The 13104-nt window shown below is 65.9% G+C and carries 11 protein-coding genes; 6 read left to right on the top strand and 5 right to left on the bottom strand.

Annotated features, from left to right (window positions below; genetic code table 11):
* Positions 1–44 precede the first annotated feature (44 nt).
* Positions 45–671: a TIGR00730 family Rossman fold protein gene (locus tag MHZ91_RS03045; RefSeq protein WP_175124732.1), complete on the bottom strand. Its 627-nt coding sequence runs from the start codon at positions 669–671 to the stop codon at positions 45–47.
* Between the two features lie 52 nt (positions 672–723).
* Here MHZ91_RS03045 and polA point away from each other — a divergent pair, with 52 nt between their 5' ends.
* The 3 genes from polA (at position 724) to MHZ91_RS03030 (ending at position 5226) form a co-directional block, all read left to right on the top strand.
* Entirely contained in the window at positions 724–3441 is a 2718-nt protein-coding gene (gene polA, locus MHZ91_RS03040) for a DNA polymerase I (protein WP_239212403.1), read from the top strand.
* Between the two features lie 102 nt (positions 3442–3543).
* A complete protein-coding gene (locus MHZ91_RS03035; RefSeq protein ID WP_175124682.1) occupies positions 3544–4380 on the top strand; it encodes a ZIP family metal transporter in 837 nt (278 codons plus the stop codon).
* Positions 4381–4437: 57 nt separating this feature from the next.
* Entirely contained in the window at positions 4438–5226 is a 789-nt protein-coding gene (locus tag MHZ91_RS03030) for a dienelactone hydrolase family protein (protein ID WP_175124681.1), read from the top strand.
* A 140-nt stretch (positions 5227–5366) separates the two neighbouring features.
* Here the strand turns inward: MHZ91_RS03030 and MHZ91_RS03025 are convergent, their stop codons facing one another.
* Positions 5367–7028, bottom strand: coding sequence for a Na/Pi cotransporter family protein (locus tag MHZ91_RS03025; RefSeq protein ID WP_175124680.1), 1662 nt, complete (start codon positions 7026–7028; stop codon positions 5367–5369).
* A gap of 175 nt (positions 7029–7203) precedes the next feature.
* On the opposite strand from MHZ91_RS03025, the gene MHZ91_RS03020 reads away from it, so the two are divergent.
* Positions 7204–8595, top strand: coding sequence for an L-serine ammonia-lyase (locus MHZ91_RS03020; protein WP_175124679.1), 1392 nt, complete (start codon positions 7204–7206; stop codon positions 8593–8595).
* 102 nt (positions 8596–8697) lie between these two features.
* Here MHZ91_RS03020 and htpX read toward each other — a convergent pair whose 3' ends face one another.
* Positions 8698–9579 carry a protease HtpX gene (gene htpX, locus MHZ91_RS03015; RefSeq protein ID WP_056567464.1) on the bottom strand — a complete coding sequence of 294 codons (882 nt, stop codon included), beginning with the start codon at positions 9577–9579 and terminating at the stop codon, positions 8698–8700.
* Between the two features lie 153 nt (positions 9580–9732).
* Between htpX and MHZ91_RS03010 the strand changes: the two genes are divergently transcribed.
* Positions 9733–10587: a DMT family transporter gene (locus MHZ91_RS03010; RefSeq protein WP_175124678.1), complete on the top strand. Its 855-nt coding sequence runs from the start codon at positions 9733–9735 to the stop codon at positions 10585–10587.
* A gap of 37 nt (positions 10588–10624) precedes the next feature.
* Positions 10625–11476, top strand: a complete 852-nt coding sequence (locus tag MHZ91_RS03005; protein WP_175124677.1) for a sulfurtransferase — start codon at positions 10625–10627, stop codon at positions 11474–11476.
* A gap of 55 nt (positions 11477–11531) precedes the next feature.
* On the opposite strand, the gene MHZ91_RS03000 is transcribed toward MHZ91_RS03005, so the two are convergent.
* Both MHZ91_RS03000 and MHZ91_RS02995 read right to left on the bottom strand, forming a co-directional pair.
* A complete protein-coding gene (locus MHZ91_RS03000) occupies positions 11532–12101 on the bottom strand; it encodes a phosphonate degradation HD-domain oxygenase (RefSeq protein WP_175124676.1) in 570 nt (189 codons plus the stop codon).
* A gap of 52 nt (positions 12102–12153) precedes the next feature.
* Complete coding sequence (locus MHZ91_RS02995; RefSeq protein ID WP_218345116.1) at positions 12154–13017, bottom strand: LysR family transcriptional regulator; 864 nt, start codon at positions 13015–13017, stop codon at positions 12154–12156.
* Positions 13018–13104: the final 87 nt, after the last annotated feature.

The following is a 13104-nucleotide window of genomic DNA, read 5'->3' as shown; positions in this document are numbered from 1 at the left end:
CGGACAAGCGCGGGCGACGCCCTGTCCGTAGCACAGCCGCCGTGTCAGGCGGGCAGGGAAGGGGCGTACTGTTCGGCGGACATCACCCGTTCGTGGAATTCCACGACCTTTCGCACCACCTTGACGGGGTCGTCTTCGATGATGAAAAGATCCAGGTCGTGGGCGCCGATCATGCCGTTGCCGAGCACCTGGTCGCCCAGCCATTCGGCCAGTCCCGACCAGTACTCGCTGCCGACCAGCACGATCGGCGCCGGCGGCACCTTGCCCGTCTGGATGAGCGTCAACGCTTCGAAGAGCTCGTCCAGCGTGCCAAAGCCGCCGGGCATCGCCACGTAGGCGAAGCTGTGCATGAAGAACGCTGCCTTGCGAGGAAAGAAGTACTCGAAGGACAGGCTGATGGTCTGGAATTCGTTGTTGTGGGCTTCGTGCGGCAGGCTGATGTTCAACCCGATGCTCGTGCCTCCTGCTTCAAATGCACCTTTGTTGGCGGCTTCCATGATGCCGGGGCCGCCGCCCGCGATGACTGCGAAGCCAGCTTCTGCCAGCGCCGCGGAGATCGCGATGGTGGTTTCATAGTACGGGGAATTACGGCTGACTCGTGCGCTACCGAAAACGCTGACTGCGGGCCCGATGTGAGCGAGCTTGTCTGCCGCCGTCCTTATCTCTGACATAATCAGCGGAATTTGTTTGCCGGCGGGTGTATCCATATCTGCCTTTGTAACCATGAAAAAAACGCTATTACTGGTCGACGGTTCAAGTTACTTGTACCGCGCTTTCCACGCTATGCCCGATTTGCGCAACGCGCAAGGCGAACCGACAGGTGCGCTTTACGGCGTGGTCAATATGCTGCGCAAGCTTGTATCTGACCATAAGGCAGAGTATGCCGCATGTATCTTCGATGCTCGCGGCAAGACGTTTCGGGACGATCTGTATCCGGAATACAAGTCGCACCGTCCCCCTATGCCTGAGGACCTGGCAGCACAAATCGATCCCATCCACCGCGCGGTGCGCGCCCTGGGCTGGCCTGTGCTGGCGATCGAAGGCGTCGAGGCGGATGACGTCATTGGCACGTTGGCACATCGTGCCGCGCAGCATGACGTTCACACCATCGTCTCTACGGGCGACAAGGACCTGGCGCAACTGGTCAACAGCCACGTCACGCTCGTCAACACCATGAGCGGCGAGGTCCTGGACGAAGCCGGCGTCGTGAACAAGTTTGGCGTGCCTCCCGAGCGTATCGTCGACTACCTGATGCTGGTGGGCGACACGGTCGACAACGTCCCGGGCGTCACCAAGGTCGGGCCCAAGACGGCCGCCAAATGGATTACGGAATTCGGCTCGATTGACAAGCTGATCGAAGGCGCCGATGGCATCAAGGGCGTGGCCGGCAACAACCTGCGCGAAGCCATCCCCAATTTCCCGTTGACGCGCCAACTGCTCACGGTCAAGTGCGATTGCGATCTGACCGGCCACATCGACAGCGTGGATGACCTGATGCCGCGCCCGCGCGACGACGCCACGCTGACCGAACTGTACGAACGCTACGGCTTCCGCACGTGGCTGCGCGACCTGACCGGTGATGTCGAGCGCGTGCCCACGGGCGATGCGCGCGTCGCGCACGAGGCGCCCGCCGCGCCCGCCACGCTGGATTACCGCATCATTTCCGACTGGGCCGCGTTCGACGCCTGGATGGAACTGATGCAGCAGGCATCGCTGGTTGCGCTGGACACCGAGACGACGTCGCTGGACGAGATGCAGGCCCGGCTGGTGGGCTTGTCGATGTCGGTGGCGCCCGGCGTGGCCTGCTACATCCCGGTCGCGCACCGGGGTCCCGACGGTGCGGTCCAGTTGCCCAAGGATGAAGTGCTGGCCCGTTTGAAGCCCTGGCTGGAAGACGCGGCGCGCGCCAAGCTGCTGCACCACGCCAAGTACGACACGCACGTGTTCGCCAACGAAGGCATCCGCCTGGCCGGCGCCGCTGAAGACACGATGCTGCAGGCCTACGTGCTGGAATCGCATCGCGGCGTGGGCCTGAACGATCTGGCGCAGCGTTATCTGGGACGCAGCGGCGTGTCCTACGAGGACCTCTGCGGCAAGGGCGCCAAGCAGATCGGGTTTGACGAAGTGGCGGTGGACAAGGCCGGGCATTACGCGGCCGAAGACGCCGATTTCACGCTGCAACTGCATCAGGTGCTGCGTCCGATGGTCGCTGCCGACGAAGGGCTGGAACGCATCTATCGCCTGGAAATGCAGGTGTCCGGCGTGCTGACCACCATCGAACGCAACGGCGTGAAGGTCGATGCCGCGGAACTGGGCCGCCAGAGCAACAAGCTGGGCCAGGAGATGCTGCAGCTCGAGCAAAAGGCCTATGAACTCGCCGGCCAGCCGTTCAACCTGAATTCCCCCAAGCAGCTTGGCGAAATCCTGTTCGGCCGCATGCAGCTGCCGGTGGTGCGCAAGACCGCGAGCGGCGCGCCCTCCACGGACGAGGAAGTGCTGAGCAAGCTGGCGCTGGACTATCCGCTGCCGCAGGTGTTGCTGGACTACCGCGGGCTGTCCAAGCTGAAGTCCACCTACACGGACAAGCTGCCGCGCATGATCAATCCGGCGACCGGGCGGGTGCACACGCACTATTCGCAGGCCGCCGTCATCACCGGGCGTCTGGCGTCGTCGGATCCCAACCTGCAGAACATTCCGGTCCGCACCGAGGCCGGGCGTCGGGTGCGCGAGGCGTTCATTGCCGAGCGCGGCCTGCTGTTGTCCGCAGACTATTCGCAGATCGAGTTGCGCATCATGGCGCACGTTTCGGACGACGCGAATCTGCAAAGCGCCTTCGCGGCGGGCGAAGACATCCACCGCGCCACCGCATCCGAAGTGTTCGGCGTGCCGCTGGACGCCGTGACCACCGATCAGCGCCGTGCCGCCAAGGCCATCAACTTTGGCCTGATCTACGGCATGGGCGTGTTCGGCCTGGCGTCCAACCTGGGCATCACGCGCGACGCCGCGCAGGCTTACATCGACCGCTACTTTGCGCGCTATCCCGGCGTGGCCATGTACATGGACGACACGCGGCGCCTGGCGCGCGAGCAGGGCTACGTGGAAACCGTCTTTGGACGGCGGCTGCAGTTGCCGGAAATCCGCGGCGCCTCGGGGCCGCGCAGGCAGGGCGCCGAGCGGGCGGCCATCAATGCGCCCATGCAGGGCACCGCGGCCGACCTCATCAAGATGGCCATGGTGGCGGTGCAGGACTGGCTCGACAGCGAGAAGCTGCAGACGCGCATGATCATGCAGGTGCACGACGAACTGGTGATGGAAGCGCCGGACGAGGAGCTGGAGCTGGTCAAGGAGGCGCTGCCGCGCCTGATGTGCAACGTGGCGACGCTGCGTGTGCCGCTGGTCGCGGAAGTGGGCATGGGCAAGAACTGGGAACAGGCGCACTAAAGGGACAGAGCGCCCCGGGCCGTCTTCGGACGGCCCATTTCCGGTTTTTGGATTGCAACAATATAATGTTGCGCTTCCCCCCGCCTGATCTTTTCCCCCTCCATGTTGCTGCTCTGGGTTTTGCTCGCCACCATTACCGGCGGCCTTATTGCTGTCCTCATCGCGAGCTGGCTCGCGTACAAGGTCTTTGCCAAATACCTGCATCACATGGTGAGCCTGTCGGTGGGCGTGCTGCTGTCGGTCGCGCTGCTGCACCTGCTGCCCGAAGCGTTCGAGACCGGCGTTGGCAACGCGCATGTGCTCTTCGGGCTGATGCTGGCGTCGCTAATCGGGTTCTTCGTGCTGGAGAAGATTGCGCTGCTGCGCCACAGCCATCACCACGAAGGCGACGGCCATCACCACCACAAGGGACACGACCGGCACGAGGCGGGGCGCGGCGGGATGCTCATCCTGATCGGCAGCTCGCTGCACAACCTGTGCGATGGCGTGCTGATCGCCGCGGCGTTTCTCACCGATCCGCTGTTGGGGGTGCTGACCGCGGCGTCGATCATCATCCACGAGATACCGCACAAGCTGGGCGACTTCGTCGTTCTGATCAATGCCGGCCTGCGCCGCCGCCGGGCCTTCGCGCTGATTCTCTTTACCAGCTTGTGTTCAGCGGTCGGCGGCATAATAGGCTACTTCGTGCTGCAGCAGGCGCAGGACTGGACGCCGTACATTCTGGTGGTTGCCGCCAGCAGCTTCCTGTATATCTCGGTGGCCGACCTGATGCCGCAGATGCACGAGCGGGTATCCCTGTCCGATGCCGTCCCGCAATTGCTGCTGGTCGGTGTGGGTGTGGCGCTGATCTACAGCGTGACGACCCTGATGCACCACGGGCACGACCATGGCGGCCATGACCATGGCGCGCCGCATGCGGAGCACGGCCACCAGCACTAGCGCTGGCACGGCGGTAGGGATGGCCGGCTTTCGTCGACCCCAACCAAGGAGTTCTCCATGAGTTTTTCCACCGCCGCAGGCAATGTCGCCCCCACCGTGATCCACACGGACACGCAGGGCCTCGTCCATGGGGATTTCCAGCTACCCGTCACGGGTGGCCCCATCGATGCCTACTACGCGGCGCCCGAGGGCAAGCGCGATCTGCCGATCGTGCTGGTGATCCAGGAAATCTTTGGCGTGCATGAACACATCAAGGACATCTGCCGCCGCGTCGCCAAGGCCGGCTATCTGGCCGTCGCCTGCGATCTGTATCAGCGCCAGGGCGACGCATCCTCCTACACCGACATCCCGAAGCTCATCTCCGAACTTGTCAGCAAGGTCCCGGACGAACAGGTGTTTGGCGACTTGGACGCCAGCGTCGCCTGGGCCGCCGCCAACGGCGGGGACCCACGCCGGGTGGCGGTGACGGGTTTCTGCTGGGGCGGGCGCCTGACGTGGATGTACGCCGCGCACAATCCCGACGTGAAGGCGGGCGTCGCCTGGTACGGCAAGCTCAGCGTGGGCCACGGGCCGCTCATCAAGCGCGTGGCGCTGGATGTGACGAACGAGCTGCACGGTCCCGTCCTGGGCCTGTACGGCGGGCGCGACGCCAGCATTCCGCTGTCTGATGTGGAAGCCATGAAGACGAAGCTGGCCGCCGGCAACGCTGCGGCGAAGCAGTCCGACATCGTGGTGTATCCCGAGGCCGATCATGCGTTCCTGGCGGATTACCGCGCCAGTTATCACCCGGAGGCCGCGAAGGATGGCTGGGCGCGGATGCTGGAGTGGTTCAAGCGGTATTTGTGAAGCGGGACGGGCGAGCCACGAAAGTGGCCCACCGGATGTGAGCTTCGCAGAAGAAAGCCGACCCGCGGGTCGGCTTTTTCATGCGGGGCCGCCCCCTCGGGGGGCAGCAAGCGTGCGAAGCGTGCGCGGCGTGGAGGCTATTAATTCCCCGCTTCGCGCAAACGGCTGGGCAAGAGCTCGCCGTGGCGTGCCAGCAAGGGGTACGCCGCCGCGCCTACCAGATGCGAGTTGATGCCCTTCATATCCCGCAGGATGTCCAGATACAACGCGCCGACTTCCGCCGCGTCGACCTGGCCCGACTTGATCTTCTGCAGGTGCGTGTCGGCCGCCTGGGTTTCGATCGTGCGGAAACGCGCCTTTTCGCCGGCCAGCGAACGCGCCTGGCGCAGGTCGTCGTTCACGAAGAGGGCGGCGGCCGTGCGCTGGTTGGCGATGAGCTGGCCCAGCGTGTCGTCCAGGCTGGCACGTTGCTCGGGCGAGAACGTCCATCCCTGCTTACGCAACTTGGCGACGTGGCTGAGCAGCCCGTGATGAGCGATATCGCCAGCGTGTCCGATGTTGCTGGTGAAGGCCAGGATGTCGTCGAGCCGCTGGATGTCGTCGCGGGTCATGTTTTCCTGGTCCAGCGTCGCCAGATACGTCGTGATGGCGTTCTCCAGCTTGTCCAGCGCGCCGTCGAGCTGGCGCGCCTGAACCATGCGGTGGCGGTTGTCGCGCTTGAAGCCCGCCCGCGCGTAGAGCAGCAGCGTCTGCAGCATGTCGGCCATCCGCAGGGCTTCGCGCGCGGCGTTGCCCAGCGCCACGGCCGGCACGTCGTGCGCCCATTCGTCCAGGTATTGGGGCCGCGACGGGTCGTTCGGGTCGGCGCGCTTGGGCAGCCAGCGGGTGAGGAGGGCGGCGTACGGCGTCAGGAGCGGCAGGAAGGCCAGGGCAATGACCACATTGAACAAGGTGTGGAAGTTGGCGACCGCGCGGGCGGGGTCGCGCGCCAGGTCGCTCATCCAAGGCTGCAGGAGCGGTAGCAGGAGCAGGCCGGCCAGCACGCCCAGCACCCGTGTCAGCAGATTGCCCAGCGGCAGGCGGCGGGCGGCGGGGTCGTCGCCGGTCACGCCTTCGATCATCGGGTTGATTGCCGTGCCCAGGTTGGCGCCCAGCACCAGCGCAAATGCCACATGCGGCGCCACCATGTTGTGGCTGGCCAGCGACATCACCAGCACCACCACGGCCACGCTGGAGTGCGCCGCCCAGGTGAATGCCGCGGACAGCAGCACCGCAGCGACGGGCTGGGTCGCCAGCGCGTCCAGGACCATGCCCAGCATGGGCGCGGTCTGGAAGGGGGCAAAGAGTTCGACGAGCTGGTGCAGCGACAGCAGCAACAGGCCCAGGCCGATGAAGACCCGGCCCAGGTCGCGGGTGCGGCCCGGCGGGTAGCGCCGGAACATCCAGACGCCGGCAAGGATCAGGATCGGCGCAAGCTCGGTCAGGTCGAAGGACAGCAGCTGGACGATCAGCGTGGTGCCGACGTTGGCGCCCAACATGGCCGCCAACGCGGGCACCAGGCCCACGACGCCGCCCGCGGCAAAGCCGGTGATCATCAAGCCGGTGGCGGTGCTGCTCTGCAATGCGGCCGTGATGCCCAGGCCGGCAAAGAATGCCCGCAGCCGCGTGCCAAGGGCGCGCCCCAGCGCCGCGCCCAGTGCCGCACCAAACGCGCGTTGGACGCCCGTTTGCACCATGTGCACGCCCCAAAGCAGCAGCGCCACGTAGCCGGCGAAGTCAAGCAGGGTAATGAGTCCAGACATCCAGGCGTTTTTCCGTTCTTTTTATGACAAGTAATAATTCTGTAATGATCGCATGCCACGCCGGGCTTTGACACCCGGCGCGAAGATACAGGATACGCCCGGCGGGGCTTTGCTGCGTGCGCCCGGGGCTACGCGTATCATTGCCTGATCATTTGTGGATGTCTTGGAGTTTGGCGTGGCCGTTTCCGTTTTCGATCTGTTCAAGGTGGGTATCGGCCCGTCAAGTTCCCATACCGTGGGTCCGATGCGGGCGGCGCTGCTGTTCGCCCAGGGCCTGGAGCGGGACGGCCTGATTCCGCGGGTCGCCAGCGTGCGGGCCGAACTGTACGGATCGTTGGGCGCCACCGGCAAGGGCCACGGCACCGACAAGGGCGTGCTGCTGGGCCTGATGGGCGAGGCGCCTGACACCGTCGATCCGGCTGCCATCGCCGGCATGGTCGCGTCCGTACGCGCCAGCCGCCAACTGCCGTTGCTGGGCAAGTACCCGCTGCCCTTCGTGGAAAAGGAACACCTGATGTTCTACCGCCGCGAAGCCATGGCCGAGCACCCCAATGGCATGAAATTCCACGCCTTCGACGCCGACGGCCAGAGCCTGCGCGAGGCGCGCTACCTGTCGGTGGGCGGGGGCTTCGTCGTCACGGCGGGCGCGTCCAACAGCCAGGTCATCGCCGCGCACGACCAGTTGCCGTACCCGTTCCGCATGGGACGCGAGTTGCTGGCCATGTGCCAGGAAAACGGCATGACCGTCGCGCAGATCATGATGCAGAACGAGCTGACCTGGCGCGAAGCCTCGGAGGTCAACGCCGGGCTGGACCGGATCTGGCAGGTGATGCAGGACTGCGTGGCGCGCGGCTGCGGCATCAACTATCCCGAGGCGGACGGCGAACTGCCCGGTCCGCTGCGCGTGCGCCGCCGTGCCCCGGAGCTGTACCGCAATCTCACGCAGCGCGCCGAGCGCACGCTGTCCGACCCGCTGTCCGTCATGGACTGGGTGAACCTGTACGCGATGGCCGTCAACGAAGAGAACGCCGCGGGCGGGCGCGTGGTCACCGCGCCGACCAACGGCGCGGCGGGCATCATCCCGGCGGTGCTGCACTATTACGATCGCTTCGTGCCGGGCGCCAACCGCGATGGCGTGCGCGACTTCCTGCTGACCGCGGCCGCGATCGGGCTGCTGTACAAGTACAACGCGTCGCTGTCGGGCGCGGAAGTGGGCTGTCAGGGCGAAGTTGGCGTGGCCTGTTCCATGGCGGCCGGCGGATTGGCGGCGGCGCTGGGCGGGTCGGTGGAGCAGGTGGAGAATGCGGCCGAGATCGGCATGGAGCACAACCTCGGCCTGACCTGCGACCCGGTCGGCGGACTGGTGCAGATTCCCTGTATCGAGCGCAACGCCATGGCCTCGGTCAAGGCCGTCAACGCCGCCCGCATGGCGCTGCGCGGCGACGGCCAGCATTATGTATCGCTGGACTCGGTCATCAAGACCATGCGCGAAACCGGCGCCGACATGAAGACCAAGTACAAGGAAACGGCGCGGGGCGGGTTGGCGGTGAATATCGTCGAGTGCTGAGCGCGGCCTGGGTGGCGGCCTCCCATCCACGCGCTTGTGCTTGATACGTACGCAAAAAAGCCCGCCGAAGCGGGCTTTTTTGCGGCCAAGGGCCGGGGCCGGTCAGATCACGCGCGCATTCTGCAGCGCGGCGATGCGGGCCGGGATCGGCGGGTGCGAGGCGAACATGGCTGCCAGGCCGCCCTTGCCGGTGATGCCGGACGCTTCGAACGACTTGGGCAGTTCGCCCGGTTCCAGGCCGCCCAGGCGGGCAAGGGCTCGGATCATCGGTTCGCGGGCGCCCATCAGGTGGGCCGAGCCGGCGTCGGCGCGGTACTCGCGCTGGCGCGAGAACCAAGCCACGATGATCGAGGCCAGGACGCCGAAGATGATTTCACAGACCAGCACCGTGACGAAGTAGCCCGGGCCGATGCCGCGTTCGTTCTTGAACACGACGCGGTCGATGAAGTAGCCGACCACGCGCGCCAGGAAGATGACGAAGGTGTTCACCACGCCCTGGATCAGGGTCAGGGTGACCATGTCGCCGTTGGCGATGTGCGCGACTTCGTGCGCCAGCACGGCTGCGACTTCCTCTTCGGACATGCTTTCCAGGAGGCCCGTCGACACGGCGACCAGCGAGTCGTTCTTGAACGCGCCGGTGGCAAACGCGTTGGGGGCGCCTTCGTAGATGGCGACTTCGGGGCGGCCGATGCCGGCGCGGTCGGCCAGTTGGTGGACCGTGTCGACCAGCCAGGCTTCGCGCTGGTTGCGGGGCGCGTTGGGGTCCAGCACCTGCGCGCCGGTGCTCCACTTGGCCATCGGCTTGCTCATGAGGAGCGAGATGATGGCGCCGGTGAAGCCGACCACGACCGAGAAGATCAGGAGCGCGTTGAAGTTGATCCCGTTGGCCGTGATGACACGGTCCACGCCCAGGATGCGCAGCGTGGCCGACAGCACGAGCATGACGGCCAGGTTGGTGATGACGAACAGAACAATGCGTTTCATGTTTTTTTATTCCTCTGCGAGCGGCAAATACCCGGATTTCGACATCGCGGGGCCTCGCCAGTTCCCCGACTCGCCGGCTCCGCTCCGGGTGACGGAGAGTATAGTATCGCTTTCCCTTATTCCATCCCCCCTTTTCCCTTAGCGTAGACCCGCATGCAGGCACTTTGGATGTTGGTGGCGTCCGCCATGTTCGCCATCATGGGGTCGTTCGTGAAGCTCGGCACCGAACACGGCGCGTCGCTGCCGCAGGTCGTGCTCTTTCGCGGCCTGCCGTCGGTGATCCTGTTGCTGATCTGGGCGCGCGCCGGCCGCCAGTCGATCATTCCCACGAGCTGGAAGCTGCACATCTGGCGCAATCTGTCCGGCGTCACGTCGATGTGGCTGGGCTTTTTTGCCATCTCCCATCTGCCGCTGGCCACGGCCACCAGCCTGAACTACACGGCGCCGCTGTTCATCGCCTGTTGGATGCTGGGGTGGGGCGGGGCGCAGCGTGATCCGGTGCGGATCCTGGCCGTGGCGCTGGGGTTCATGGGCGTGATTGCCGTGCTGCGGCCCAGCATCAACGAAGACCAGTGGCTTGCCGCCCTGCTCGGCATGGGGGCGGGCGCCATGTCCGCCATCGCGATGATGCAGATCCGCCAGCTGGGCCGCATCGGCGAACCCGAATGGCGCACGGTGCTGTTCTTCTCGGTCGCGGTGTGTGCGTCCAGCGGCGCCGGACTGGCGTTTGAAGGCTGGGGCTATGCGGACTGGACCGGTTATCTTTCGCTGCTGGGCGTGGGCGTCGCGGGGCTGTTTGGCCAGTTGGCCATGACCCGGGCGTTCGGCATGGGGTCGGCGCTGCTGACCGCCGCCCTGCAGTACAGCACCATCATTTTTGCGGCGCTGATCGGCATGGGCTTCTGGGGCGACCATCTGGACGTCGTGGCCTGGGCCGGCATGGGCCTCATCATCTTCGCGGGCCTGCTGTCGGTGTGGCGCACCATGCGCGATCCCAAGCCGGTCTGAACCCAGCATCCGCCGAATTCCACAGGAGCCCCCTCGCATGACGACGACCCTGATCTCCGCCGCTGACCTGGCCGCGCGTTTGGATACGCCCGACGTGCGCGTGTTCGACGTGCGCCACGATTTGACCAACCACGCGGCGGGCCGCCAGGCCTACGACGCGGGCCACATTCCCGGCGCCCGCTACCTGGATCATGAAACCGAGTTGGCCGCCGCGAAGACGGGCAAGAACGGCCGCCATCCGCTGCCGGACCGCGCCCAGTTCGGCGCGCTGATGGCCGCCCACGGCGTGACCCCCAGCACGCTGGTCGTGGCGTACGACGCCAGCGGCGGCATGTATGCGGCGCACCTGTGGTGGATGCTGCGGTGGCTGGGCCATGACCAGGTCGCCGTGCTGGACGGCGGATGGCAAGCCTGGACGGCCGCTGGCCTGCCCGTCAGCCACGACGCGGCGCCCGCCGTGCAGCCGGGCAAGCCGGTCGAGCCAGGCGCGCCGCTGGCCGGCACGGTGGACGCCCAGACGGTGCTGGCCAACATCGCCCAGCCGGCCTTCACCGTGATCGACGCGCGCGCCGCCAATCGCTATCGCGGCGAAGTGGAACCGATGGACCCGGTGGCCGGCCATATCCCCGGCGCGCTGAACCGCCCGAACGGCGAAAATCTGCAGCCGGACGGCCGCTTCAAGTCAGCCGACGCGCTGCGCGCGGAATTCGGGGCGCTTCTGGCGGGGCGCGATCCGGCGTCCATCGTCCACCAGTGCGGCTCGGGCATCACCGCCTGCCACAACCTGCTGTCGATGGAAATCGCCGGCCTGTCCGGTTCCCGCCTGTATCCGGGTTCCTGGAGCGAATGGTGCAGCGATCCCGCCCGGCCGGTGGCCAAGGGCGAATGAACGACAAAAAGCCAGGGCCTATACCCTGGCTTTTTTCATGGTCGCGGGAGGGCAGTTACCAGACCGCGGCCAGCTTGACGCGTCCGGACACGCTTTCGGCGATTTCCAGGAAGTGATCGAGCGGCGGCGTCGCCAGCCCCGGCACCTTGGCCATGTCGTCCCACCGCCGCAGGCGGATCGCGTCGGGCGCGCCGGGCATGCTGGCGAAGTCCACCGCCTGGCCGGCGTCGAAACTGCCGCCCTGCAGTGCCAGGCTGCGGCGGGAATCCTCGGACAGCCTCGCTTCGTACTGCGGCTCGACATAGCAGAGGTAGCGCTTGGCCTCGACGTGCAGGCGGATGGGATCCAGCACGGCGGCGCTGAACAAGCCGCGCAGGAAGGGCAGCACAAAATACTGATGCTTGTCGTCGATGCCGCGCAGCGTCGGCGTGCCGGGCCGGTCGGCGATCAGGTGGCCCAGGTCATGCAGCAGGCACGCCGTGATGAGATGGGCGTTGGCGCCGTTCTGTTCGGCCAGCGTCGCCGTCTGCAGCGCGTGCCGCAGATGGCTGACGGATTCGCCATGATAGGAACGGTGCCCGCGTTCCAGGAAAAGCTGTTCGATATCCTGCAGGGTCAAGGCCATGGTTGTCTCCTGAGTGGCCGCAAGGGGAAGAGGCGGGCAGTGACCGCAACGGTCAGCCGGCTGCCGGCGCCATCTCCAGAAAGCGCGCGATAAGCTGCACCGGTTGGCGCTCGCGCAGGCAGTACAGGTACTCATTCATCACGATGCCGGCGTCTTCGATGTCGAGGGCCGCCAGATCGGGGTGGGACGGGATTTCGCGCGACGGGATCAGGCTGATGCCCAGCTCGCACAGGATGGCTTGGCGGATCGATTCGCGGCTGCCGATTTCCAGCGTGCGGCGCACGGTGACGCCGGCGGCCTGCAGCGCCTCTTCGGTCAGCTGGCGCGTCATGGAGCCCGGCTCGCGCAGGAGCAATGCATACTCCGCCAGATCGGCCAGCCGCACCTGGCCGCGCCGGGCGAGCGGATGCGTCCGGTGCACCACCACGCGGATCGGGTCCGCGGCGATCTTGCGCCGGTACAGATGCTTGTCATCCATCAGAAAGGAAGACGTGGCAATCTCGATGCGGTAATCCTGCAGCGCCCGGAGCATCGACTGCGAATTGCCGATCGTGACGGTCAGGTCGATGCCGGGATAGCGCTGGTTGTAGCGCCGCACGGTGTCCATGATGTAGTACGGGCCGGTCGCGCCGATGCGCAGGTTGCCCTCGCGCAGATCGCTCGCGTCGCGCAGCCGGAAGTCGATCTCGGTCTCCTGCTGCACCAGCTTCTCGACCATCGGCATCAGGTTCTGCCCGGCGTCCGACAGCCGCATGCCGCGCCCCTGCCGGTGGAACAGTTCGATGCCGTAGCGCGATTCGAGCTGACGCAACTGCCCGGTCACCGTGGGCTGGCTCACGCCCAGTTGGGCGGCGGCCTTGGTGACGGTTCCGCAGCGGGCCACGGCATAGAAGGATTTGAGTTCGGCGACGAGCACAATCGGGGGCGAGGATTGGACGCAATGCGCAAGACCGCCAGTACACCAAAATAATTTGATGTTTTTATTACTGCATTTGCGCGAAGT

Origin of the sequence: Achromobacter sp. ACRQX (genome assembly GCF_022346505.1) — a bacterium.
In the GTDB taxonomy this organism is placed as follows: Bacteria; Pseudomonadota; Gammaproteobacteria; order Burkholderiales; family Burkholderiaceae_B; genus Achromobacter; species Achromobacter animicus.
Note: the sequence above shows the minus strand (reverse complement) of the source record. Positions and strands in the feature narration are given on the sequence as shown.

Coding starts and splice junctions, on each gene's coding strand:
- MHZ91_RS03025 (WP_175124680.1), bottom strand. CDS start 7,028: ATGTCTGGACTCATTACCCTGCTTGACTTCGCCGGCTACGTGGCGCTG.
- polA (WP_239212403.1), top strand. CDS start 724: ATGAAAAAAACGCTATTACTGGTCGACGGTTCAAGTTACTTGTACCGC.
- MHZ91_RS03010 (WP_175124678.1), top strand. CDS start 9,733: ATGCAGGCACTTTGGATGTTGGTGGCGTCCGCCATGTTCGCCATCATG.
- MHZ91_RS03045 (WP_175124732.1), bottom strand. CDS start 671: ATGTCAGAGATAAGGACGGCGGCAGACAAGCTCGCTCACATCGGGCCC.
- MHZ91_RS03035 (WP_175124682.1), top strand. CDS start 3,544: ATGTTGCTGCTCTGGGTTTTGCTCGCCACCATTACCGGCGGCCTTATT.
- MHZ91_RS03030 (WP_175124681.1), top strand. CDS start 4,438: ATGAGTTTTTCCACCGCCGCAGGCAATGTCGCCCCCACCGTGATCCAC.
- MHZ91_RS03000 (WP_175124676.1), bottom strand. CDS start 12,101: ATGGCCTTGACCCTGCAGGATATCGAACAGCTTTTCCTGGAACGCGGG.
- MHZ91_RS03005 (WP_175124677.1), top strand. CDS start 10,625: ATGACGACGACCCTGATCTCCGCCGCTGACCTGGCCGCGCGTTTGGAT.
- htpX (WP_056567464.1), bottom strand. CDS start 9,579: ATGAAACGCATTGTTCTGTTCGTCATCACCAACCTGGCCGTCATGCTC.